Consider the following 24,822-nt stretch of genomic DNA (forward strand, 5'->3'; position numbering starts at 1 on the left):
TCAAAGTTTTATATAATTAGCCCGGTATTAACCGGGCTAATTCGTTTTAAAATATCACGTTCTAAAATTTCAGCTGATAGCTACACGCAACTTTTAACCATAAAAACTGCCCCCAAATAGTGTGTTCAACTTTTTGGAGGCAGTAACAAAAATACCCTCTTTTATCCCATTAACTATAACCTGTTATTTTACCATACATTTTGATGTATAACTTTTTCCTGAATCGGTATATGCATTTATAATATACAGCCCTTTTGGCAAGCCCGCTGCCTCAACATTAATACTGTTAGAAGCATCAGGCGTATATGTATTGTTTAATAACACGCGCCCGGCCATGTCTATTAATTGTACCGTTACCTGGGCAGACATACCTGGCAGTACCACGGTTGTAGTATTTGTAAAAGGATTGGGGTAGTTATACATTTTAGTTACTATATCCCGCTCTACGGTATTGTTACTTAAAGTAGATACACCAAAACTTACAGCAGAAGCATTAACAAAAAACGGTTCAAAAGTGCTGTAACTACCCATTACTGAAAATACAATCCCTTTTACGTTTTGCCCTTCAAAACTTCCACCGGCAGGGTTAGTAAAGCTGCTAAGAGGAATGCTAAAAGCTGTATTGGTGACATTTGCCTGAATCTGGAATCTTAAGCGCTCTTCCCAGTTTGTAAGCCCTTCGGTTATAAGCACCACTTCTACATTATGCGAATTGGCTATTGTAAAATTTAATGCCTCGTAGCCTGATACATCTTTAACCAGTTCTCCTGCCAGAATATTCCTGAAAAGGTTCATTGTGCCAAACAACTGCCCGGTAACACTGGCATCGCGCTCTATAATATATTCACCTTCATTTGAGGTTTGCGGTATATACTCCCCTATGGTAAAAGAGCTAACAGTTGTTTGCTGTTCATTATAATCTATACCCCAAGGCCCATCAGCAAGGTAAAGTCCATCTTCTCTTAATGAAGTATCGGCATGTACAGATAGCCCTATGTCAAATATACCCTGCGTATCAATGGTGATGGTTTGATCGTAATCTGTAGTAAGAGCAATTTGTTGTGTAAAACTTTGCGGCTGGCTAAATTCTGTAGCTTTTTTATTGCCTTCAAATTCCAGTATAGATGCCGCTGATTTATTTACTACCTCCAGGTTAAGCAATCCGTTTTTATAAGTACCACTTTTAACAAAAACTGTAGGTATCCTGTTTTCAACCGTTGTACTTACCAATGGGTTTTCATTATCTAATTGGTTTAATATATAATTTACAATAGTACATACCTGCCCCATATTTGCGCCCCATGCCTGAAAATTAAGGTAGTTGGTTTGTGGGAATTGCTCAATATTCCAATAACTATGCAGTATATTTTGTGTAGCTTGCTGCGATACTGAAAAACTCAGGGCATATTCTATTAGCCCATTAGCACGTTTAAGCTTTGCCAGTATTATTTCGTGCCCCTGTAGTGTAACTGTGCGTACATCCTCCAGAGATGAACCGTTAAGCCTGTCGCAAATTACTTTTGAGTGGTTATATACCGCGCCTGATGTTTGCGTAACCAGAGCTGCCGCTACGCGGCTCTCGCCGGAATAATAATCTACCGAGAAAACATCTTCTGCATTGGTAATGCCTAACAAATCTGTTGGGGTAGATAAATAAGTAGTTTCGGTACCAAACATGCCGGTAGTGGGAAAATAACCCTGTAGCGAAGTTCCCTCATTATTCATTTTATAACCCGCTCCTGAAGTTAAGAAAGGGGACTGTAGCTGTTTTTTGTTTAAAAATGAATTGCTTTGTGTACGCTTAAAATTTCTTTTAGCGATAAGGGATGCCAGGTCTCCATTACTTTCAAGCCCGCCGTCATTACCCGAAGATACATCTGTAGCGGTCTCTACATCTGGCATATTGCGAAGTGACATAGCCGAATAAGGGTTGGATGTAATGTAAAATATAGCATCATTAAAATCATTGTCGCAAGATGAGTAATCCCTCCTTATATCTTCAAAGCCCAATAGCACCCTCTCATTGTCTGGGTCAGCTAATAATACATTATGGTGCCTTAAATCAGGGTTAGCTTCCGGGTTAAAATTGGGGTTAGAAAATAATTGCCATAATCCCTGGGTAACCTGGGTGTTGTTCCAGCCGTTGGCAAGCAAAACCCAACCTATGCCTGTGCCGGCTGGAAATGTACCTATTTTAACTTTGTTACCGGCAGATAAGCCACCACCAGAACCACCTTCTGAAACATTGGGAAAAATAATAGTTATATCTTCAGGGGCGGGTGCTGTTGTTAAAGGTTCATTTATATTATAGGTATAATACCCTAAAACATTTTTATAACCTGCGCCTTCTTTTACAAAGGTTACATATACATCGGCAGCGCTTAAAAGTTCAATATCTGTATCGTAACCCGACGTAATATAGTGCGGATTATATTGTGGAACAGGATAACCCTCCGGAAGAGCATTAGCTATCATGGCCATAGTGGCTGGAGATACCTCATCATTTTCAAGTAAGTAATCAGGTACGCCTAATTGATTATAGCTGCCTAAAAACTGATAATTTTGTGAAAAAATAAGAGTGCTAAAAAGCAAGGCTGTTAAAAGTATTACTCGTTTCATATCTCATCTGTCTTTTTAAATTATACTTCAAAGATAGTGTGAGTAACAGACTGTTTTAGTTCTTTTCGTTTAGGCTGTTTCTTTGTGGGGTGAGTTACCGTTATCTGTCGGCGAACACATTAAACCCTTTACTACCTGCATTTCAGGTTTCTGCCAAAGAGGGTTTTGTGCTTTTTTGGGCAGGGTAAAATAAAAGGTGGTACCCTCGCCCAGAACGCTTTCGAGCCATATTTTACCGCCATAAAAGTTAAGTATCTTTTTCACAATAGACAGCCCAATGCCAGATGACTGGTCAGTATTGTCTAAGCGGGTAAATATTTTAAATATCTTATGGAAGTAGGCATCAGGTATACCTACGCCATTATCTTTTACATAAAACTTATAATCATCAGTTAACTCCTGGCAACCAACTTCTATATAGCCACATTCTTTATCGTTAAACTTTATAGCATTATCAATAAGATTTTGTAGCAATTGCCTGTAACGGTAAAAATTGCCGTAAAGTTTCGGCATAGATGTTTTTACCGTAAGGGTTATGTTTTCGGGCAATGCTATAGTCTGCTTAATCTCATCAACTACATAATTAAAATCAATTACCCTATTTTCAGATTCAAGCCTGTCAATGCTGGAGTATTCTAATATGCCCTTTACCAGCAGGTCCATCCTTTCCATATTAAAAAGTGTTTTATCAAGCAGGTCTTTACTATCAGGGCTGAGTTTTGTTTCTTTATCTTCAAATATCCAATTTATAAGGGTATTGATGTTTCTAAGCGGCGATTTAAGGTCATGAGATACCACATGGGCATATTCATTAAGTTCCTCGTTTTGTTTTTCAAGGCTTGCCAGCAGCGTTTCGCGTTGATGGTTAATTTCTACAATTTTTGCCGATTGCTCTTTTATATAAGCCGTTGCATTAAATTTATCATCGCGGGCAGCATCTTTTTCATGTCTCATAGAGTTTAATATAAACTCAAGGTTATGGTTCACTTCTTTAAGGCTCTCTGCTTCTTTAATTAGTTTTTGGTTGGCGGCAAAAAGTTCATCAGAGCTCAGTTTCATAGCCCGCTGCAATAAAGCAATTTGGTCATTGTAATCAGCGTATGACTGATTTACTGCCTCTAAAAATAATTCCATACCACCATCTTCGGTATTTAAGAATTTTTTTACCTGCCTTTTTAACAACGAGTTCATTATTCACTAATTAAAGTTAGTGCCATGGTTTCATTATGCAGTTCGCAAAGTTGCTCTTTTGAAGATGGACTTATTTCTCCGTAAGAGTAAAATCCGGCCAATGCCACGCCTTTACCCACTATTTCTGCAACCTGTTCTACTTCTTCCTCAACCCGTTGTGCCATTATAAGCTTTCGCCCTATACAACTTACTACAAAAACAAGTTGCGGCTTATCTTTACGGTTGTCCATGGCAATTTTTGCCGCTCTGTCTGCGCCTTCTATTATTGCATCCTGAGATACCATCATAAGCTGCACTTTTGACCCCTGAATCATTTCATCGGCAAAAATCATAGCATTTTTGTCATTATCTACAGAGAGTATGGTTCTTACAACACCCTCACTTTTGCCGGGCACAATTGTATGGAGCGGGTATAAAAGTGTAAACTGGGGCTCATCGGCCTTTTCGCCTAAATACTTTTTATAAAGATCGAGTGCAGGCTGCCCGTCAATTTCATATACTGTATTGCCTTCAGATTTTGTAATAATCCTGTTAGGGCCAAAAGGTATAAAACTGCAATAGGTAGAAAAACTTACTTCAAGGCTCTCTCCATACAGGCCTATAAGTGCAATCTCTCCCTCTTTTGGGTTTTCTTTGTATGACACTATTGTTTTTTCAAATTTACTGCCATCGCCACAAAGGCCACCGGTTATAGGTATGGCAGTATTAACGTTTTTCTGGAGCCCCCTTATTAAATTGCTCCCGCTGATAAAGCTGCCTTCTGATATTATAAGTAAATGCTTAAGCCCTTCTTGTGGCATCTGGCTGCTTAAAAAAGCAGCGGCCTCTTCTGTGTTTTTATTATAATCAAGTATGTTTGCTGTTTTTACTACAAACGACGTTTTTTCAAACTCTACTGCTACTACGGTTATAGAATTTTCTATTATTGTAGTGCCAAAAATCTCGCCTGCGCTGGATCCGAAAACAATATGTTCATACGGAAACTCTGCTCTTATATTGTCAATAGTATCACTTTCTTCCAATAATTCCCGTTCACCAAAAACAAGTACCAGTGGATTGTTAAGGAGTACTTTTTCAGTGGCATAAAACCACTTTTTGTTTTTATTTATAAATGCTTGTACAATTTTCATTTTCGCTTTTTTTTATTGATTTAACCTTCTTTCATGTACAAAAAATAACCTCAAAAGTAAACAGTATGCCAAACATAAGCTTATTACCTTCGGCAGGATAAACGTTTGTATCGTTCAACGGTAATTTTCAATAGTTAAACACATTACTCCTATTTATTTATTTTTAAATGTTTTGCTTGTAAAAAACAGGTTTAGAAGTAATTACCCACTTTAACCGTATACCCAGTTCGGTATAGGTAAACCCAGCTGCAGTAGTAGAAGCAATATTACTATGCAACGCATAAGCGCTGGCCACAAAGCGGCCGGAAAACTTGTAGCCTATTTTACCCTGAAACCTGTAGGTACCCTGTTTTTTATTATCTTCTATAAACTGATACCCCCCGGCAGCATTTACGTTATAAAACACCCCTTTGCCGTCTATGCCGTTTTCATCCCGTAAAAAATCTGTAAATACTTCAACCAGATTGAATCGTAACGGACTAAAATATACTTCGGCTCTGCGCTCATTAAATGCAATATACTGGTAATTTATACCGCCTTTAAGTACCGGCCTTGACAGGAAATTGTAATATAATGATGTAAACAGCAGGTTACGCTTATTACCGTCTGACTGACTTGTATAATAATACTGTGTAAACCAGCCCAGATTAACGTTAGAGCCTACATTATAATTAAGGTATATATTATCTGCGGTAATTTCGCGGTTTACCAGGTCGGCATTAAAGTTTTGTATATCCCTTTTATACCCCAATTCTGCATCTTGCAGTTTAAAAGGCTTGGTCTTAATAAAAGCCTGTGCCAGCACCTGTGTGTAGTTGGTTATAGAAGAGGTTACATGCGTGGTGCCCAGTACTACATTAAAACTTGCCAACGGATGAAGTTTATAACTGGTACCCATGGCATAATCGTTAGAATTTGCTGCCCTGCCGGTGGTTTCATTTTTTGTTTCCCTATGCTTGTACATAGCAGAGAAAGACCACCGCAAGCTTGCAGGTAAGTTTACTGTAATGCCTGTAAACCATGCTTTATTTTTTCCATTATCATATGAATATCCGGCATGCTCCTCAATGCTTGGCGAATAGGTATTATGCAGCTTATTTAAAAAGGTAACTGCATCTTTTTGGTTTTCAAATATTTTTAATGTCCTGTCTACGGCTACATATGCACTATCATGCTTTCCCTGTGCAAAATAAGCATTGGCAATGCCCAGGTTACCATCAAAAGAGGTAGTATCTTTTTGCAGTATACGGGTATAATTGGTAACACTCTGGTTAAAATCACTACGGTACATGCCCAGGGTTGCCCATATGGCCATAACGCTGCTATCATCCGGATATTGGGTTGCAAGTGCATTAATGGCTCTCTCTGCATTTTTATATTGCTTATTCCATATTAACGCCTGTATGTAACGCTCTGTGGCAGATTTTAAAAGCAGGCTGTCATTTAAAACTGATGCTTTGCTTACAGCCAACTCAGACCATTGCAATGCTTTTTTCTCTTTATGGTCTATATGTTCTGCCAGTGCAGCACCGTTAATAGCCGTAATACTGTCGGCAAGAGTTTTGGCCATTTCAAAATAAGCCTGTTTGGCTTTTTGCCCCTGCTTAATTATAAGGTATATATTGGCTTTGTTTAGCAGGGTATCTTTATCTGCAGGAAAATCAATAAGGTTTTGGTCAAGCATTTCTAATGCCGCGGTGTATTGCTGTTGCTGCGTTAATGTATAGGCATAGCCAAGGCGTATATATTTTCTGGAAGTCATGGCATTTGCATTGCCGGGAGAAACTTCTAAAGCCTTATTTACATACTCCAATGCTTCGGGATATTCTTTTAAATTAGAAAATGTATTGGCATAGCCCAACAGTGCCGGAAAACTCTCCGGCTGTTTTGCCACCAAGGTGCCATAATAGGTTTTGGCCGCTTCGTAATTTTTATTCCATAATAATGATTCGGCATAATTAAGCTCAATTTCAAAATCTCCAGGATAATCATTCAGCATTTGCATAAACAGGTTTTTAGCCTGTCCGGGATTTCCGTTAAGGCCCAATGCCCTGGCATAACAAAGTTTTGCCGTTTTATTTGTGGGGTATTCTTTTAAAATGTTTTCAAAAAAGGTTTCGGCTCTGTCAAATTTGCCTTGTTCAAGGTAAGTAAAACCTTCCTGCATGTTTTGTGCGCTGGCTTTACAAACAAATAAAATAAGAACAAAAAACAGTGTTTTTTTTAATGTAGTCATTAGCAATTGATCTTGGATTTCTATGTACTGCAAGTTAAACATTAACCTCACATAATTCACCTACAGTAAATTGCACTTCAACGAAAAGAAAAGCCATTTGGCTGGTAATGAGACAATCTTTGCATCAGATCTTTTTCTGTAAAGGAAAAAAAGTAAGCATTTAAATCCACTAAAAAATTACTGATTATGATTGCAAAAGCTACACAAAACGCATGGTTAACCATTAAAAAGTTATCGGCAGAGCAAACTTTTTTTGCAGCAATATTACTTGTAAATGCAGGTAATTACCTGTATAACCTGGTACTGGGACGCCTGCTTGGGCCCGCTGCTTTTGCAGAAGCAGCATTGCTAATTACCCTGTTGCTTATACTATCCTTTATAGGCATGACGTTTCAGATTGTTACCGCTAAATTCTCGGTGCTCTACTCCGGTCGCACCTATTTTGCTTTTTTAAAATTCATATCTAAAATAGCCCTGTGGGCAGGTACCATATCAGGCCTGGCTATTGTAGCCTTTAGCCAATCGCTGGAAAACATTTTCCATACAGAATCGGCACTTATGTTTGTAATTTTTGGCGCCGGGCTGCCCCTTTATTTTATAATGAGTGTTAACCGCGGGGTGTACCAGGGGCGTGAAGATTTTAAAAAACTATCGGTTACTTACCAACTGGAAATGTTTAGCAGGCTTGCCATAACCTTTGCCCTGCTCTATACCCTGCATTTTATAAACCCGTCTTTGATTGTAGCAGGCGGTATTACCATTTCCCTTGTTTTTGGCCTGATGCCTTTACAGAAAAAAGTAGTCATAAACGCACAAATCTTTAAAGTAAGCGGATTTAAAACTACACCCATACTCTCATTTTTTGCAGTAACTGCCTTTTATGAGCTTACGCAGATTATAATTAACAACAGTGATATATTATTAGTAAAGCATTATTTTGAAAGTGAGCAGGCCGGTTTATATGCTTCCCTGGCTTTAATAGGCAGGGTGGTATATTTTGTTGCCTGGATGTTTGTAATGCTCATGCTGCCAAAAGTTATCCGGCTGAAAAAAGAAGGGCTGGATACCCGCAGCATACTAATGAAATATGTTGCCTTTATTGCCGGGCTATCAGCCTGCATTGTACTGGGGGCTTTTCTTTTTCCTGTAACAGTGGTTAAACTTATGTTTGGCGCGCAGTATGTAGGTATTGCACCGCTGTTATGGCAGTATGCGCTGGCAACATCGGTTTTTGCCATAGCTAACATTTTTGCCTACTACTTTCTCTCCCTGGGGCAATATATACCGGTTATAATCTCTGCCGTACTAGGGCTTACCCAAATTGCCCTCATTATTTTTTACCACAATTCATTACAACAGGTGGTTGTAATGCAAATTCTGGCTATGGTTTGCCTGTTGTTTTTTCAACTGGGTTATTTCTTTTACCAAAACAGGAGAAACATCCACCGAAACTAAGCTGCATTTAGCCGAAATAAACTAAAGCACAGCTCCTTATACCCATAATTTTACATCATAACAAAAAAATTTATACCATGAAAATAGCAGTTGTAACAGCATTTCCGCCAAGCAAAGTAACATTAAATGAATATGGTTACCACCTTGTAAAACATTTTGTAAATCAAGACGAGATAACAGAACTTGTATTACTTGCCGATAAAACTAAAGAACCTAAACAGCTGGATTTTGAAAACAGTGATAAGGTAAAAGTAAATGAGTGCTGGGAGTTTAACAGCTACAAATCTATGTTTAAAATTATATCGGCTGTATCTAAAGAAAAACCCGAGGTATTGTTTTTTAACCTGCAGTTTGTAAAATTTGGCGATAAAAAAATACCCGCAGCCATGGGGCTTTTGCTACCCTTACTGCTACGCATATCAGGCGTTAAAACAGTTGTTTTGCTACACAATATTATGGAAACTGTAGACCTTGAACAGGCGGGTTTCTCTAAAAGCAGAATACTGAAAAATATTTATAGCTTTATAGGCACTACTCTAACAAGGTGTTTGTTAAAAGGTAATGTAGTTGCCGTAACCATAAATAAATATGTTGAGATTTTAAACCAGAAATATAATGCTAAAAATGTAGTTTTGGTACCTCACGGAACGTTTGAAACCGTAAAACAAATAGATTTTAGCATACCGCAAGGATCAAAAAAAATTATGGCTTTTGGAAAATTCGGCACCTATAAAAAAGTAGAAACCATGATAGAGGCAGCTGAATTGCTACGTAAAAAAGGCTGTGATGATATTGAAGTTGTTATTGCCGGTACCGATAGCCCTAACACGCCCGGATACCTTGATGCCGTTAAGGAAAAATATGCCCATGTAAAAGGCATTACCTTTACCGGATATGTTGAAGAGCATGAAGTTGAACGTATATTTACAGACAGCTCTGTAGTAGTATTTCCCTACACCTCTACAACAGGCAGCTCTGGTGTGCTGCACCAGGCAGGCAGCTATGGCAGGGCTGTGGTAATGCCGGATATTGGCGATTTGGCCTGCCTTGTAAAAGATGAAGGGTATAAAGGGGAATTTTTTATACCCGGCTCTGTAGAATCTATGGCTGATGCTATAGAAAAAATACTGCAAAACGATGCTTACAGGAGAGAAATTGCCATGACAAATTACAGGGCAGCCGGCGCACTTTCTATGAATAATATAGCCCTGAAATATGTAGAATACTTCCGTGCACTACAGCCGCAATTTGCAGGAGAGTCTTTAGTAGGAAATATATAAGTAAGATGGTTTTTTATTACCATTTACATCTATAAAACCAAATTCTTCCTGTTTTTTACGTACCCAGGGTTTTTTACCTACTACACGAACGGGTACCTCAGGAAAATCATACAACGTCCATGATATAAATGCAAGCTGCTTTCTTTTAAAAACAGCTTGCATTTTTTTATGGTAATCGGCCTGGCCCTTTTCATTAGTACCAAACCAGTTCCAAAAGCCCCGGTAAGATGACACGCCAAACTCCTCTAATACTACCGGCTTACTTGTTTTAGCCTCCAGTTTTGCTATCTTTTCTTCAAACTCATTAATATCCCGGTAATAATGGTATGATATATAATCTACCTTATCCTGCAGGGTTGTTGCCTCATCTATATCAGACCACCCTATGGTAACCAAATGGTTAGGGTCCCACTCTTTTATAAGCGGCACCATAGTTTTAAGCCAGTCGGTAACATTGTCTCTATCGCGGGACTTAAAATCAAGGTCGGGTTCGTTTTTTACATCCCAGGCCAGCAAAGCTTTACTGTCTTTAAAACGGCTTACAATCTTTTCCGCATGGCGGTGTGTCAATGTCCAGGATTCCGGTGTGTAATCTCCATAAAAATCAAAAAGGGTAACCACTACGGCAAGGCCCTTTTCTTCTGCAAGCTTTAAAACTTTGCCTAATTGGGCCAGCTTGGTTTTATCTACATCAGCTTTGCCGAAACCTTCATAAGGTACAAATATGCGTACTGTATTAAGCCCTGCCCCTTTTATAATATCAAAGTCGGCAGAAATGGTATCGACAGAAAATTTTTCTCCAAACATATCCCATGCTGCATTTTTTGGATAGTAATTAATACCCTTTACGGTAAATTTTTTACCATTCTTCAAAATTTCTTTACCCTGTACTGTATATACTTTATTAACGTGAACAACAGAATCAGCAAGATTCACCTTATCCATATATTTTATATGCCTAACCCTCCAAAAGCCATCTTCAAGCATCATCATTACTTTATAGGTAGCAGTATCCTGTACCTTAGCAACTAAGGTATTATTAGTATATATTTTCTGATATTCTACCACATTCCTGTCAGTAAAAACAACTAATTGCCCATCTTCACTGTAAAATTCAAGTGCGGGGTTATGTTTCAGGGTAGTTCCATCTATATGCACTTTGTTTTTGGCATTAAAATCAATAAGCCTGTAAAGGTTTACACGGGCGCTATCAGTATAAAAATCTGCTATCCCTTCTTTAAGGCTACTTTGCAGCGCTTTATTTTTTACATACCATGACAGCAGATAATCATTTTCCAAGGACACAAGGGTTTGTGCTTCCATTTCACGTCCCGGATTTTCGAGGCTGCTCCAGTTTACTTTTGGCAGGTAAGTATTTACACTTTCTTTTTCTAAATGCAGCATGCTGCTGCGGTCTGCCCCTGTGTTGAGGTATCCCAACACTTTACCCAGCCCAAAAAGCAGCAGTACGTTTATAAGTATAAAAGTTACTATAAGCGTTGCCCGGTATATATTTTTATTGTTGATTTTACTCATTAAGGTGTATTTCAGTTTTTACAGATTTGCCTAATACGCTTATTATAACGGTGTATTGTTTTAGGGCATATTCCTTTTTCGGAAGGTTAAATGCAGCTACTCCATTAGTAGTATATCCCGTAAAGGTACCACACTGCTTTTGCTTATCATATAATTTTACCGTAACTACAGTGCCCTCTGGTACTACTTGTCCCATAAAACTGCTTACCCTGCCTATCTTCAGGCTTCTTTCACGTACATTAAAAATATACGGTATATCTACCGGTACTGGTTTATAACTAATATTAATTGAATTACTTTCTGCCATACCGGTAACATACGCAGTAACATTGTAAATATCTTCATGATCGGGGGCAAGAAATTTTCCTGCTGCTATACCATTTACCGTAGCGCCAAATGTTTCGAGTTTTATATTTTCTTTTGTGGTCATTTTAAAATAAACCATAGTTCCATCGGTAACTATGTTGCCAAATTTATCCTGTAATACAGATGTGGTAAGTGTGGTAAGCTGGTTCCCATCGGCAAAGGCATGGTTGCGGCTAAAAGTAATGGTAAAAGCTTCGGGCGGTGCGGGGTATACATCAGTTTCGGTTTCGTTAGTTTCCATTGCGCCACATTTTACCGAAGTGAGCATCTTGCCTGATTTTTCGGGGGCATATAACCGCTTCCACGATATAAAATCCTGCGTGGGCAAATCATAATACGCTATTTTGTCTAAAAACTGGTTGCTTATAGTTGTAGCTGTGCTATCGGGCATTGGGTTACCATACATATCCTCAGGTATGGCTACCATCATAGTATGATGTCCATCTCCCACCGGCATGCTGCGCGGGCCCAGGTAATTTTCTATCTGTGCCGTTTGTTTTTGGGGAATAATTTCAAATGCTCCGGTTACAATAGCAGTATTTTCGGCAATAAGTTTCCAAATTACTTTTCCTGTTTTTCTGTAAAAAAACGCAGGGGCCGTAAAGGTAAGGGTATCGCCTTTTTTTACGGCAGATAAAAGCAGCGTAGCATACGATGACTTAAGCAACAGCGAAGTTTCGGTCTGTGTATTAGCCTTAAAATTAAAAACAATAGGTTCCCCCGCTATATATGTTTTTTTAAGGCCACCTAATATAGCTGTTTGCGGTGTAGTACCATTTTTTAGTTTAGGCAAAACAGCAGTAGCGCCAAAAATAACGCCAACTATTACCAATGCCACTATTATTGTTACCCGTTTAACCATTAAGGGTTGCCTATATAGTTGTTAATTTCAATTTTAATATACGAAAAACCTTTTCCGTTTACCGGCTGTAGTTCGCTATTTTGATGCCCCATTATACGTTTGGGTATTTCATCCCGGGCTATCTCAGTATTTTTAAGACCGTTAACAAAACAATTTTCTAGGGAGTTATCCAATATTTGTACTCTGGAAATATCTTTTAAATGATACTCAAACCCCTGGCTACGCTGGATACTCACCCCCTCGCGTATAAAAGTATGATCTATATACAGCAGTTCCTTATTATTATCGTAATATGAAATTACAACTTCGGGAACAGTAACTTCTTTAAGGCCGAAATTAAATAAGCTTCCATAAAGGGTATCTCCTGAAATTTTAAGCCCGGAGAGCGATACCCCATTGTATAAATCTTTTGTAGCCACATTGCCTGCACTTTGTATGGTAAACGTTGCTGGGATGTCTTGTATCTCCAACGGGGTATATTCATGAGGGTTAAAGGTTTCCGGCTTGGCCGAAGCCGTATCAAGCCAGGCTATATTTTCAAAATTAACGCGGAAGGCGGTAACTTCTTTTGGCAACAACTTATGCTTTATTACATATTTTGCATTAAATGATGCCAGCTTCTCATTAGTATTATTAAATAGTGTTGCGTTTAACACTACATCGGCCGGCACATTATCTATATTTTGTATTTCGCCAATAACCATATATTCCCCTTTGTAAGAAACAAGCTTGGCGGTTAATATTTCTAATACCGGTTGCTTTAGCACATCTTCATGATACGTTTGCTGTGTAGTTACCCTCCTGCGCCCGTGGTTATAATATTGTGTTACATTTTCAGAAAAAAACTGGTCAGGCGGAATATCAGGGTCTTTTTCTTCGGGTATTATGTACCATTTACCTTTTATTTTTTTTACCTGATGCACATATTCTTTAGAAATAATTTCCAACGGTGTAATCCATTTGGTTTTGGCTTTTACAGTAGCTGTATTTTTATCTTTAAAAGGTATGTCTATTGTAATGGCATCCAGCTTACCGTAAGAGTTTATAATACCATCTGACACCGAAATTTCTAACAGGTATTGCGAAAGCGGATAATTCTTATCAGGCACTATCAATGCATGTGCTTCCTCAAATTTTTTAAAATCCAAATCGTTATAATAGGCCCTAACTACATTTTCGGGGCTTATCTGGTCTGCAGTATACATATAAATGCGGTATAATCCCCAGCAGGTTACCAGTATAAGAAAAAACACCCACAGCCGTGTAATAGTCATCAATTTGCGTGGATAGTTACCATAGGTAACGCCAAATTTAAAAAAATCAGGAAGTGGCAGCACTTTAAGTTTTAATGCCTGTACCCAAATCATCTGTATATTAAGCATAAAAGCAATTACTACTGTAAGCAGGGGTATAATGCCCCACATAAGCTTTAAGGGTAATGCGGCTTCTTCTCTGGGCAGCACATTAGGCATAGGTTGTACATTAAGCTTTTCCCATACCATTATACCATTTTCCAGTTGCGTAAGCCGGTGCCAGCCACAAAAATACAGTATAGGGTCATAAAACTTATCGTTAGAAAAAACGTATTTCAGGTTATATTTTTCGGGCACCGTTAAAAACTGCTGCAGCGAACCTATGCCTTCCATACCCCTAAATTTTGAATTTTCCAGTCGTTCAACCGCCCGGGATGTAAGCTCAGGCAGCCTGCGGGCCGAGTGGTAGTTGCCGTCTACCGTCATGGCATTTGTCATGGTAGAAAGGTAGGCCATCTGGTCGCCAAACCCCAAGGGTAAAAACCGCCATTTATCGTGCTGGTCCTGGTTAAGAAAGTTAACTATAGGCAGCATGTTTATTTTTTGCGGCTGAAATGGCCTGAAGTATCCCAGGCTAATGGTAAAAAGTGCAAAAAACAAAAAGGCAGTTACAAATACTGCTGACACCAGGCGCGTATATACCGACCCGAATCGTTTTTGCAATGCAGCTTTAAGGTCGCCCTCGGCAAGCCTGTATACAAACTCACCTGCAATAGGCAGGCTGATTATTGATGCCCAAAGGGTAAACCGGTCTAAGGTTAATATATTAAAAGCATTATCACCTAATATTTTTCTAGGTATAGATGTAGTACCTCCCGTACCTAATATAGTTAGCAAAGTAAGTGAGAGTCCAAAAAAAATGTATCGCTTACTGTAGTACCGATAAAAAATATAAGGCAATAAAAACAGCAGTATGCCCCACGGAATTAAAAAAAACACCAGCCCCGATGAGCTTACTTCTAAAAAATTATCGCGGCTGCCATGAGGTATAGGTACCTGCGTAATAGGATTCTGTTTTGAGTTGATCCAGTATGGAAATATGCATACAATTATAAGTAAAAGCGAGCCACCCCCAAAAAACACTATACGCCAAATACGTGAAAATAATGTTTGTATAAATAGCTTAAGTGTAACTTGTTTATAACTGTTTACACTATCCCGTGCCGTATCCATAACGGCCATACCCAATAGAGGAAAAATAAAAAACACCATACCAAAAATGGGTGTTACATGGTGTGAGGTAACGGTAACTGCTATTAAAGAGAGGCTGGTAAACAGGTAGTGCTTTCTGCCAGTACGTATCCATAAATAAATTTCGGGTAAGGCATGCATTAATACAGATATACCTATAATGCTGGGCAATTGCCCAAAAATGTGCAGGGTTTCTACAAAAGATGATGAAAAAACCGCCAACAAAGCCGCATAACCCGCTACTGTACGGTTGCCCGTAATGATAAGTGTAAAGCGGAAAACACCTGTTATAAATAAAATAATGGCAATAATGGCCACGGTAAACAAGCCAAACTTTAGACCACCTATATAAGAAAGTGCACCAATGGCCTGATGCACCAAAGGAGGATACCCCATTACCGTAAAGCCAGTATACCAACTGTAATTCCAGTTTTCAAACCAGTTATGGGCATAGTGATTCCCAAAAAAAAGATGGATAAGCGCATCGTACGTGTTTTCTAACGTAAAGAAAATCAATGCGGAATGAAACACTACTCCTATCAGGAGTGCGGCAATAAGGTATTTATTGGTGGTTTCTCTCACAATATTTACAAACAATATAAGTAAAGGTAATAAATTGTTAAATAATGCAACTATACAAACTGTCCATTCACCGAAAGTAAAACGACATTAATCTAAAAACGAGGCAAACCACTGTAAATCAGTAATACATTTGTCTCATGTCCAACTAAAAAATTTAAATTATGAAAATTCAGGTAATTGACGATCAACAGCTGGTATTACTGTCGTTACAAAAATCACTATCCGATTTAGGATATGAAGTTAAATGTTCTGAAAATGTTTTAGATGCCTTAGACCTGTATGACGAATTTCAACCCGACCTTGTTATATCTGACATTAACTTACCCATAGTACCGGAAAGGCATGGCGACCGCAATGCCACCATTATACTAAATGAAACAGCTGCCGGTTTAAGGGTATTGCAGTACATCCGTAATGAGAGAAGGCATAAAACACCGGTTATGATATTATCCGGTAACGTAGATGAGCATATTATTGAGGAAGGCTTTGAACTTGGCGCCAATGATTATATGAAAAAACCGCTCAGCCTTACAGAAATTACCCTAAGGGTAAAACGACTTATAGGATCTGAAGAAAATACAGTAATTAAAAAACATACAACTATAAAACAACAATACATTCAGGATACCTGTGTAGGGGTGGTAATACCCTGCTATAATGAAGAGAAAAGACTATTAAGTGACGAATTCAGAAAATTTGTAAACACAAACCTGGGGTATCACCTGTGTTTTGTAAATGACGGCAGTACAGACAATACCTTAAAAGCGCTAAAAGAACTTAAAAAAGGTTATGAAGGAAGGATAAGTGTATATAACTGCAAAAAAAATGGTGGTAAAGCAGAGGCAGTAAGACAGGGAATGCTACACCTGGCGAAGCAAAAACAATTTGACTATATTGGTTTTTTAGATGCCGACCTTTCTACCAATTTTGATGATTTTAGCGACCTGGTGTCTACTATACGAAAATCAGAATATACTATTGTAAGTGGTTCTCGCATACAACGTATGGGCGCAAACATTGCAAAAGAATCAGCCCGGCAGATAATAAGCAAAGCTATTAATCTTATTATACGCAAAACCCTGGGTATGCAGTTTAGGGATACACAGTGCGGCGCAAAAGTTGTAACCAGAGAAATGGTAGAACCGCTTTTCAGCAGGAAGTTTTTAACTAAATGGTTGTTTGATGTAGAGGTTTATATGAGAATGAAAAAAATATATGGTAGTGAAGAAGCTAAAAAGAAACTATGTGAATTGCCACTCAAAAGATGGGTACATGCTGATGGATCTAAACTTTCTTTTAAAGATTCTTTTAAAATACTGGGACAAATTGGGCAAATCGCATTTCATTACAGGTAATTATGTAACCCGGCTTAATTAATTACTCTAAGCTATTGGTTATGAACTAAATCGTATAATTTAATTTTTTTAATTGGTTGGTTGGTTTTAAGTAGAGGGGCTTTTTTAAAGCCTCTCTTTTTTTAGCCTTACTACTAAAAATTATTCGGAGGAATGGCTATATAATATTGGGTTTTAAAGAGTTTCATAAGATTGATTTGCCTCAACAAATTAAACCAAACCTACTTGTGTAACCATTAATATATATTAAAGTACTTACAGGCATAAAAAAAAGAGGTTGCCATTTGGCAACCTCTTACTATATTGAATAAACATACTATTATAGTTCTTCAAAATCCTGATTTTCACCAGCTACTGCTTTCCTTACATTAAGGGCATTGCCAGCTGCATCAATTACAAAAGCAACAAACTCAATATTTGCACTATTTTCCACAGATGCCGGCATGCTTACACTAAATGATTTAGTAAAAGTATTCCCTATAGTTGTATTAGAGATAGCTTCTCCTAACAATGGCGTAAGGCATGAGCGTAATACATGGTTATGTTCATAATCTTCAATAACATCTACATCATTATAATACTCGGTATAATTATGCTGCTCATAAATAAGGCCATTTTCCAATATATATACTACCAATTTAAGGCCTGTAAAATTTTTACTGAACTTTACATCAACTTCCAAATCAATAGTGCTTCCGTTAACAACAGGCTTTAAGGCAAGGCCCAGCTTAGGATTTTCACCCTGTGTAAGTGCTATGGCCTGTGCCAGGTTAGCCGGTTCAGGAAAAGTCCATTGTGTCATACGGTTAAGCATGCCTTTCGGATAACTCGGTACGTTTATAATATCTTCAACTACTGAGGTATCATAATTATACGGGTCGTAATTAATACTGGAAACATTACTGCTTGGCCTGTGTATAGCTACTATCACTGCTTTGTCAGTTTGTTCGTTAAGCTGCTCAACGGCATACGCTACCCTGGGGCAAAAGCCACACCATGTGCCGGTATAATCTTCTACCAACAGCCGCTTAACAAAGTTTACTTCTGCCGGATCGCCAAATGTAATAGTTAAGGGCAAGCTTTCAACACCCGAAAAATTTGCTATTACTTCATGAGATCCAAGCTCGTTTGAAGAAAAAGTATTGCCATCTATAGGCGAACCATCAACATACAATACAGCATCTTCCGTAATATCTTGGCCTCCATCATCTTTAACAGTGAATGTAATAGTTTCACCAACTACTTTGTTAGAGTTGTCTGCTGTAAGGTTTATACTACCAATAGAGTCTAAAATAGTATAGTCAGACGAACAGCCGGGAATAAAAAGTGAAGCTAATAAAAGCAGTATAAAGTACTTTTTCATTTAATATAGTGTATTAGAGTTAAGATATAACCTAATTTACTGTAAAATAGTATAATGTTTTAGTTTTTAACAATCCTTACCTGCGACATCTTGTTTTCTGCAGTAGTAAAGCGTGCTACATATACAGAAGCTGCAAGGCCTGAAAGGTCTATAGCTTGTGCGCCATTGTCAATAGCTACAGTTTTTACAAGCTCTCCGTTAATAGTAAACAATTGTAGTGTAGCAGCAACATTAGCTGTTACATCTAACTGGTTTTTAACCACAGTATTTTTTAGTGTTATACCAATATTTTGCAGCGCTGCAAAATCATTTACAGAAGCTGTGGGCATATACTGAAAAGTAAAGCTTACTATCTCATCAATAAGTACCCCCTCAGAATTAACCTGAATTAAAGACATATGAAACTTTACCGGTTGGCCTTCAACATCACCCTCATAAATACTCTGAAAATGGTCGGCAGTATTATTTGTTTCACCTGCCAATATAGGGCTAGCGCCAATTTGAGAATTAGACGGGGCTACTTCACCCACTGTAACATTGTAATAACAAAAGCCCTGAAAACAAAACTGTATTTTATCCTGATGGTTGGTAGCGTTCTCCAGTCCATCCATCCTTAGCTGTACATAAATAGTTTCATCGCCCTGGTTTGTAACTAAAATAGGGAGTTTAGACCCCTGCTCTAATAAACTCAGGCTAGTGCTGGTATATACATACCCATCTGTAATTTCCTCACCATTTTTTCCCTGTACTAAAATTTGAGCCTGTGCTGCAAAGCCTAAAGCAAAGGCTGCAAGTAAAATAATTTTTTTCATGATAGTAAAATTAATTCATGCAGTTTATTAAGTAAAAATGCTATCGGGGAACTGCATGACCCCGATAGCTCTTTATGATATATTTTATTAAGGTTATCTATTCTATAACCAATTTTTCATTTGTTTGTGTAGTAGCACCTTTAACATGTGCTATGTATATACCTTTTTGAAGGTTACCAAGGTTAATGCTTGCACCATCATTAAGGCCTTGTGCAGTATACACCACTTTACCTGTAAGATCTATAACCGTTACATCTACAGCTTCTGAAGTTGTAAAGTTAAAGATACCTGTTGATGGGTTAGGATATATAGCAAATTTCTTAGTGGCTACATCCGGAGTACTAAGTACACCTGTTGTTTTAAACGCAGACTTTACAGTAAGAGAAGTTCCAAAGTTGCCCGGAGCATACTCATAAACAACACCCTGTGTTGAAGTTATTTTTAAACCTATAAATTCCTGTGTACCTAATGACCATCCGTCGCCATAAGAATCTTTAAATACTACAGTATAGCAATCCATATCACCTTCAAGTTCATATCCATAAGATTTAACAGTATTAGCATCAGCGCCTCCTGAGTTGCCACCATTACCCTGGTAGTTACCGCCATAAGCTACAACTGTACCAGCGCTGTTTTTAATTTCCCAAGATATTTCAGCCGGGTAGCTATCTGTATAGCACTCAACTAAAATATTGTTATTGCTTTCGTCAGCCTCCACAACTTCAAACTCAGCAACAGTAAGATCTGTATTAAAAGGCACTTCGCCATTAATATCAGCAACCTCTATGGTATAAGTAAGCCCTTCATGAAGTGCTACACCTTCAACAGTAACTGTAGGTGCATTGGCAAACTGGGCAAGGTTACCTGTATATTCTTTAGTACCCACAACAGTACCATTTTCTTTAACCACAACAGTAGCCGAAGTAATATTGTTATTACCAAAGTTTTTTAGCTTAGTGGCTATATTTTTCATCTCTCCATCTGCACAAATTCTTATTGCATTATCTACAAAAGTAGTAGTTGCAGTAGAAACTATAGAAAGTTGCCCGTGGTTAGGCACCCCTACAAGTGTCTGGCATTCATTAATTGCTGTCCTTAACTGAGCAGCCGTTTTCTGGTCTGCCTTCATTGTAGTTTTTGTATTGGCACAAATGGTATACATAGTAGGAAAATAATCTACATCATAGTTAGATGCCGCACCAAGATTTAGCTCTTCAGTATCTTCAATTATAGGGTACGGGCTTCCTATAGTCCAGTTACCCTGGCTTGGGGCTATCGGCCCTTGTTCACCATAAATATTTTCAAGGTTAGTATTTACAATATCCCCTTCAATAAAAAACACCATAGCTTCATCAGATCCGTCTGGCCCGTAAGCCTCATAAAAATCAGCCATAGCATGTGTTTGGTGGTAATTCCAGCATGGTCCGCACCATGTAGCAGAAAAGTCTATCACTACACTTTTACCCTGGTCAAGATAATCAGCATATAAAGAATGCGTGTTGCCGTTAATATCTACGGCTGTAAAATCAGGAGCATTAGATCCGTCCGCAAGAGAATTATTATCACCTTGTACCTGAGCACTTGCCGTAATAAAAGCAAAGGCAAATAATGCCGTAAGTAGATTTTTTTTCATTTATACAAGTTTTAAGTTTAATAGAATTTTTTTTAAATCTGTGGGCGAAAATTATGTAAAAAAAACGTTATGAGAAAAAAATTCAGTAAAAATGTTTTAAAAAAATACACTCCACAAGATTTTGTTGTTTTTTTTGTTTAAAAAACACGTTAATAAGCGTAACATTGTGATTATTATAATCCTACAAGCCCTATAGAGTTATATTTTTACCTAAAAAAAAAGCAAATAATCTTAAAATTTTTTTAATATTGCCATTCATTATTTTACGGCCTGATTTTTGAAATTTAAATGCTATTATGAAAAAACTATTTTTATTATTATTACTTGTAACCTTTGGCGCCAACGCACAAAAGGAAATGCCTAATGTAAACGTTAAATCACAAAACAATAAAACCTATAATGTTAAAAGTGATTTCAGCGAAAAAGATAAATTATACGTATTCTCTTTTTGGGCAACATGGTGTGTTCCGTGCGTAAATGAACTTGATGCTATAAGTGAGCATTATGCCAAATGGTCTAAAGAGCTTAATATGGAGGTTGTAGCGGTTTCTATTGATGATGCGCGTACTCAAAAACGCGTTAAGCCACTACTTAATGGTAAAAAATGGCCTTATACTGTATTATTGGATACCAACCAGGACCTTAAAAGGCAGTTAAGCATAGCTAATGTGCCTTATACTGTTGTGGTAAAAAACAAAAAAATAGTATATATACACAATGGTTACAGCCAGGGTGCTGAAAAAGAGCTATATAATAAACTGAAGACACTTTAGTTTAATGAAGAAGATATATTTTTGTTTGTCTTTCCTGGTTTGCACTCCTCTTTTTGCCCAGGAAAATGATACTATAGAAAAGAAAAATTACGGGCGAGTTTATGGAGGCTTAGAGTCTAACTCCCAATGGTACATGAATGATAAAGGCACAGGGGTTAGCCAGGATGAAGAGCCGATAAACGGCAAGCCATTACGCTCTAACAATTACCTTTTAGTAAATTACCAGCTTAACAATTTTTCGGCAGGCGTACAGGTAGAAGCCTATGAGCCCCATGCGTTGCTTAATTACAACCCTGGTTTTGAAGGCACTGACCTTGCCACATGGTATGCAAGCTACAAAACCCGTAAAATTGAATTTACAGCCGGTTATTTTTATGAGCAGTTTGGCAGCGGAATGTTATTGCGCGCTTGGGAAGACAGGGCGCTTGGCATTAACACTGCGTTGCGTGGGGGCAGAATAATATTCAGGCCCAGCGACAATATACGGCTAACAGCATTATATGGCCGCCAGCGTACCGGGTTTGATGTAGCAAAAGGCGACATTTATGGTTTTGACTCTGAGTTTAACCTTTCCAAACTATTTAGTTTTGAGGAGAGTGACCTTGCTTTTGGCGCAAGTTATGTGGGCCGTTATGAAAAGATAGACCGAAACAGAATACCAGATCCTGCTTTTGATGACCTTACCAATGCTTTTAGCGGCAGGCTTAATTTTATCCACAGTTCTTTTTATGCATCTGCCGAATACAGTTATAAAACCAAAGATGGTGTATTAAATGCACAAAACAAGCTTAACAACAATTTTGTTAAACCTGGTAATGCTCTATTGGTAAATTTGGGGTACAGTACCTCGGGGCTTGGTATTGATGCCACGTTAAGGCGTACCGAAAATTTTAAATTTCTTTCTGAAAGGGAGCCTGTCACCGTTGATTTAACTTCATCGAGCCTTAATTATAATGACAGGGTACTTAACTTTACCCCTGCCCTTACCAAACAGCACCACAGCAACCTGGCAAACATATACGTGTACCAGGCGCAGACCAAAGTAGATTTTATTAGCAACACCATAATGAAAGCCGGTGAAACCGGGGGGCAGATAGATATTTTTTACGATATACCAGAGGGCAAAGCACTGGGCGGAAAATATGGCACCAACATAGCTGTAAATCTTTCCAACTGGTATAACCTTCCCGGAGACTATCGCCTTACACCCGCTGAATATGATACCAAATTTTTTGGCGTAGGCGAAAAATATTTCAGCGATTATAATATAGAAATACGCAAGCAGCTTGCCGAAAGCTGGCATAGTGCTTTTTATTATATCAGGCAGTATTATAACAAAACATGGCAGGAAGGTGGCGACAAGGTTAATACAAATATAGTAACTGCCGAGGCTACATATAATTTTACCCCAAGCCGCTCTATAAGGCTGGAAGGCGAACACATGTGGGCAGATGCTGATAAGAAAAACTGGGCCGGAGGTACTTTAGAACTTAACCTTGATGATAAATATTCTCTTTACGTTTGGGATATTTACAATTATGGCAATGATGACCCTGATAAACAAACACATTATTATAATGTTGGGGGCGCTTACCGCATAGGTGCTACACGTATTGCTCTAAATTATGGGCGCCAGCGTGGCGGACTGGTATGTGTGGGCGGTGTTTGCCGCTATGTACCGGAAAGTACCGGGCTTACCCTTAACATAAGTACTGCTTTTTAAACTTATACACTTCGTTTAATACCATACCATACTAATCCCTGTAAGTTTACAGGGATTTTTTTATGCGCTTTTCATGGCGCGCACTACTTTGCGGGTACGCCTATCGGCATACATACGGTTTAATGAGGTATATGCCCATATAAAAGCAGGCAGCCAGCCTATAAGAGTAATTTGCAGAATGAGGCATATAATGCCCGAAATAATTTTACCCTGGAGAAAAAGGGAAAGCCACGGAAAAAAGAATGCAATTACGTATCTCATGGGTGTAAAACTACTATTTTATTGCATTTAAACAAAACCATATAGTGCTATAGCCATGCTTTTTAAATGATTTTTTTATCTTTAACCAAACATTCAACCAATAAAAAAATGAATTTAAAAGTACCTGTACGTTGGGGCATTATAGGTTGTGGCGATGTAACCGAGAAAAAAAGTGGGCCGGCCTACCAAAAAACTGATGGTTTTGCGCTTAAAGCAGTAATGCGCCGCGATGCAGCCAAAGCCGCCGATTATGCCCACAGGCATAAAGTAGATAAATGGTATAATGATGCAGATGCCCTTATTAACGATGACCAAATTGATGCTGTTTATATAGCCACCCCACCCGATACTCACAAATATTATGCACTTAAGGTTGCCAAAGCCGGTAAACCCTGCTGTATAGAAAAACCTATGGCACCAACCTATGAAGAGTGCCTGGCAATTTGTGAGGCATTTGACGAGAAAAACATTCCGCTGTTTGTAGCCTATTACCGCCGGTCTTTACCCCGGTTTTTAAAAGTAAAGGAATGGCTGGATAGCAAAAAAATTGGTGAGGTACGGCACATCCACTGGCATTTAACCAAATCGCCTTCCGCTGTTGATATTTCCGGCGAATATAACTGGCGCACCGATGCTAAAATAGCCACCGGGGGGTATTTTGATGACCTGGCAAGCCACGGTTTAGACCTGTTCATTCACTTTTTTGGTGATATTGAAAAAGTAAATGGCGTAAGCCTGAACCAACAGGGGTTATATAGCGCTAATGATGCCGTATCGGCCGCATGGGCACATAAAAATGGTATAACAGGCACAGGAACGTGGAATTTTGGCACTTGGAAACGGGAAGATAGCGTTACCATTTACGGCAGTAGTGGCACCATACACTTTGCCGTGTTTGACGACGAGCCTTTGGTACTGGAAAATACAGAGGGCAAAGAAATATTAAATATTGCACACCCGGAAAATATTCAGCTTTACCATGTACAAAACATGCGGGACCACCTTATGGGTAAATCAATGCACCCATCAACAGGCCATACAGGGGCGCATACCAACTGGGTTATGGATGTAATTAGTGGAATATACTAAGAAATAATAAAAATATATAAAACCGAAAAAGGCGACCCGAAGACCGCCCATT

The 24,822-nt window shown here is 38.4% G+C and carries 17 protein-coding genes; 6 read left to right on the forward strand and 11 right to left on the reverse strand.

The window, feature by feature from the left end; all coding sequences use genetic code 11:
• Nucleotides 1-183: 183 nt before the first annotated feature.
• From ABS766_RS09340 to ABS766_RS09355, 4 genes are all read right to left on the reverse strand, one after another.
• Nucleotides 184-2,619, reverse strand: coding sequence for a DUF4114 domain-containing protein (locus ABS766_RS09340; protein WP_408084876.1), 2,436 nt, complete (start codon nt 2,617-2,619; stop codon nt 184-186).
• Nucleotides 2,620-2,688: 69 nt separating this feature from the next.
• Nucleotides 2,689-3,810 (reverse strand): sensor histidine kinase, encoded by a 1,122-nt coding sequence (locus ABS766_RS09345; RefSeq protein WP_408084877.1) that lies wholly within the window; start codon nt 3,808-3,810, stop codon nt 2,689-2,691.
• The gene (locus ABS766_RS09350; RefSeq protein WP_408084878.1) at nt 3,810-4,940 is read right to left on the reverse strand and encodes an FIST signal transduction protein; all 1,131 of its coding nucleotides are present in this window, start codon (nt 4,938-4,940) and stop codon (nt 3,810-3,812) included. Before ABS766_RS09350 ends, ABS766_RS09345 begins: the two co-directional genes overlap by 1 nt.
• 163 nt (nt 4,941-5,103) lie before the next feature.
• Nucleotides 5,104-7,176: a tetratricopeptide repeat protein gene (locus ABS766_RS09355; protein WP_408084879.1), complete on the reverse strand. Its 2,073-nt coding sequence runs from the start codon at nt 7,174-7,176 to the stop codon at nt 5,104-5,106.
• A 186-nt stretch (nt 7,177-7,362) separates the two neighbouring features.
• On the opposite strand from ABS766_RS09355, the gene ABS766_RS09360 reads away from it, so the two are divergent.
• Nucleotides 7,363-8,631 carry an oligosaccharide flippase family protein gene (locus tag ABS766_RS09360; RefSeq protein WP_408084880.1) on the forward strand — a complete coding sequence of 423 codons (1,269 nt, stop codon included), beginning with the start codon at nt 7,363-7,365 and terminating at the stop codon, nt 8,629-8,631.
• 77 nt (nt 8,632-8,708) lie between these two features.
• The gene (locus ABS766_RS09365) at nt 8,709-9,911 is read left to right on the forward strand and encodes a glycosyltransferase (protein WP_408084881.1); all 1,203 of its coding nucleotides are present in this window, start codon (nt 8,709-8,711) and stop codon (nt 9,909-9,911) included.
• Here the strand turns inward: ABS766_RS09365 and ABS766_RS09370 are convergent.
• From ABS766_RS09370 to ABS766_RS09380, 3 genes are read right to left on the reverse strand one after another with little or no spacing between them, the layout of a single operon-like run.
• A complete protein-coding gene (locus ABS766_RS09370; protein ID WP_408084882.1) occupies nt 9,894-11,447 on the reverse strand; it encodes a cellulase family glycosylhydrolase in 1,554 nt (517 codons plus the stop codon). The two genes, ABS766_RS09365 and ABS766_RS09370, sit on opposite strands and share 18 nt — an antisense overlap.
• The gene (locus tag ABS766_RS09375; RefSeq protein ID WP_408084883.1) at nt 11,440-12,675 is read right to left on the reverse strand and encodes a hypothetical protein; all 1,236 of its coding nucleotides are present in this window, start codon (nt 12,673-12,675) and stop codon (nt 11,440-11,442) included. Before ABS766_RS09375 ends, ABS766_RS09370 begins: the two co-directional genes overlap by 8 nt.
• On the reverse strand, nt 12,675-15,761 hold the full coding sequence (locus tag ABS766_RS09380) for a hypothetical protein (protein ID WP_408084884.1): 3,087 nt from the start codon (nt 15,759-15,761) through the stop codon (nt 12,675-12,677). Before ABS766_RS09380 ends, ABS766_RS09375 begins: the two co-directional genes overlap by 1 nt.
• A gap of 161 nt (nt 15,762-15,922) precedes the next feature.
• Here ABS766_RS09380 and ABS766_RS09385 point away from each other — a divergent pair, with 161 nt between their 5' ends.
• On the forward strand, nt 15,923-17,116 hold the full coding sequence (locus ABS766_RS09385; RefSeq protein WP_408084885.1) for a glycosyltransferase: 1,194 nt from the start codon (nt 15,923-15,925) through the stop codon (nt 17,114-17,116).
• Nucleotides 17,117-17,435: 319 nt separating this feature from the next.
• Here ABS766_RS09385 and ABS766_RS09390 read toward each other — a convergent pair whose 3' ends face one another.
• The 3 genes from ABS766_RS09390 to ABS766_RS09400 all read right to left on the reverse strand — a co-directional run bounded on the left by ABS766_RS09390 (nt 17,436) and on the right by ABS766_RS09400 (nt 20,924).
• Nucleotides 17,436-18,479: an Omp28-related outer membrane protein gene (locus ABS766_RS09390; RefSeq protein ID WP_408084886.1), complete on the reverse strand. Its 1,044-nt coding sequence runs from the start codon at nt 18,477-18,479 to the stop codon at nt 17,436-17,438.
• Nucleotides 18,480-18,538: 59 nt separating this feature from the next.
• The gene (locus ABS766_RS09395) at nt 18,539-19,291 is read right to left on the reverse strand and encodes a T9SS type A sorting domain-containing protein (protein ID WP_408084887.1); all 753 of its coding nucleotides are present in this window, start codon (nt 19,289-19,291) and stop codon (nt 18,539-18,541) included.
• A 97-nt stretch (nt 19,292-19,388) separates the two neighbouring features.
• Nucleotides 19,389-20,924, reverse strand: a complete 1,536-nt coding sequence (locus tag ABS766_RS09400; RefSeq protein ID WP_408084888.1) for a peroxiredoxin family protein — start codon at nt 20,922-20,924, stop codon at nt 19,389-19,391.
• A 296-nt stretch (nt 20,925-21,220) separates the two neighbouring features.
• Here ABS766_RS09400 and ABS766_RS09405 point away from each other — a divergent pair, with 296 nt between their 5' ends.
• Entirely contained in the window at nt 21,221-21,697 is a 477-nt protein-coding gene (locus ABS766_RS09405) for a TlpA family protein disulfide reductase (protein WP_408084889.1), read from the forward strand.
• A 4-nt stretch (nt 21,698-21,701) separates the two neighbouring features.
• Nucleotides 21,702-23,420, forward strand: a complete 1,719-nt coding sequence (locus ABS766_RS09410; RefSeq protein ID WP_408084890.1) for a DUF6029 family protein — start codon at nt 21,702-21,704, stop codon at nt 23,418-23,420.
• A gap of 60 nt (nt 23,421-23,480) precedes the next feature.
• On the opposite strand, the gene ABS766_RS09415 is transcribed toward ABS766_RS09410, so the two are convergent.
• Nucleotides 23,481-23,681, reverse strand: coding sequence for a YqaE/Pmp3 family membrane protein (locus tag ABS766_RS09415; protein ID WP_408084891.1), 201 nt, complete (start codon nt 23,679-23,681; stop codon nt 23,481-23,483).
• A 108-nt stretch (nt 23,682-23,789) separates the two neighbouring features.
• Here ABS766_RS09415 and ABS766_RS09420 point away from each other — a divergent pair, with 108 nt between their 5' ends.
• Complete coding sequence (locus tag ABS766_RS09420) at nt 23,790-24,770, forward strand: Gfo/Idh/MocA family protein (protein WP_408084892.1); 981 nt, start codon at nt 23,790-23,792, stop codon at nt 24,768-24,770.
• Nucleotides 24,771-24,822: the final 52 nt, after the last annotated feature.

The organism is Flavobacterium rhizosphaerae, assembly GCF_046000445.1.
GTDB classification, from domain to species: domain Bacteria; phylum Bacteroidota; class Bacteroidia; order Flavobacteriales; family Flavobacteriaceae; genus Flavobacterium; species Flavobacterium rhizosphaerae.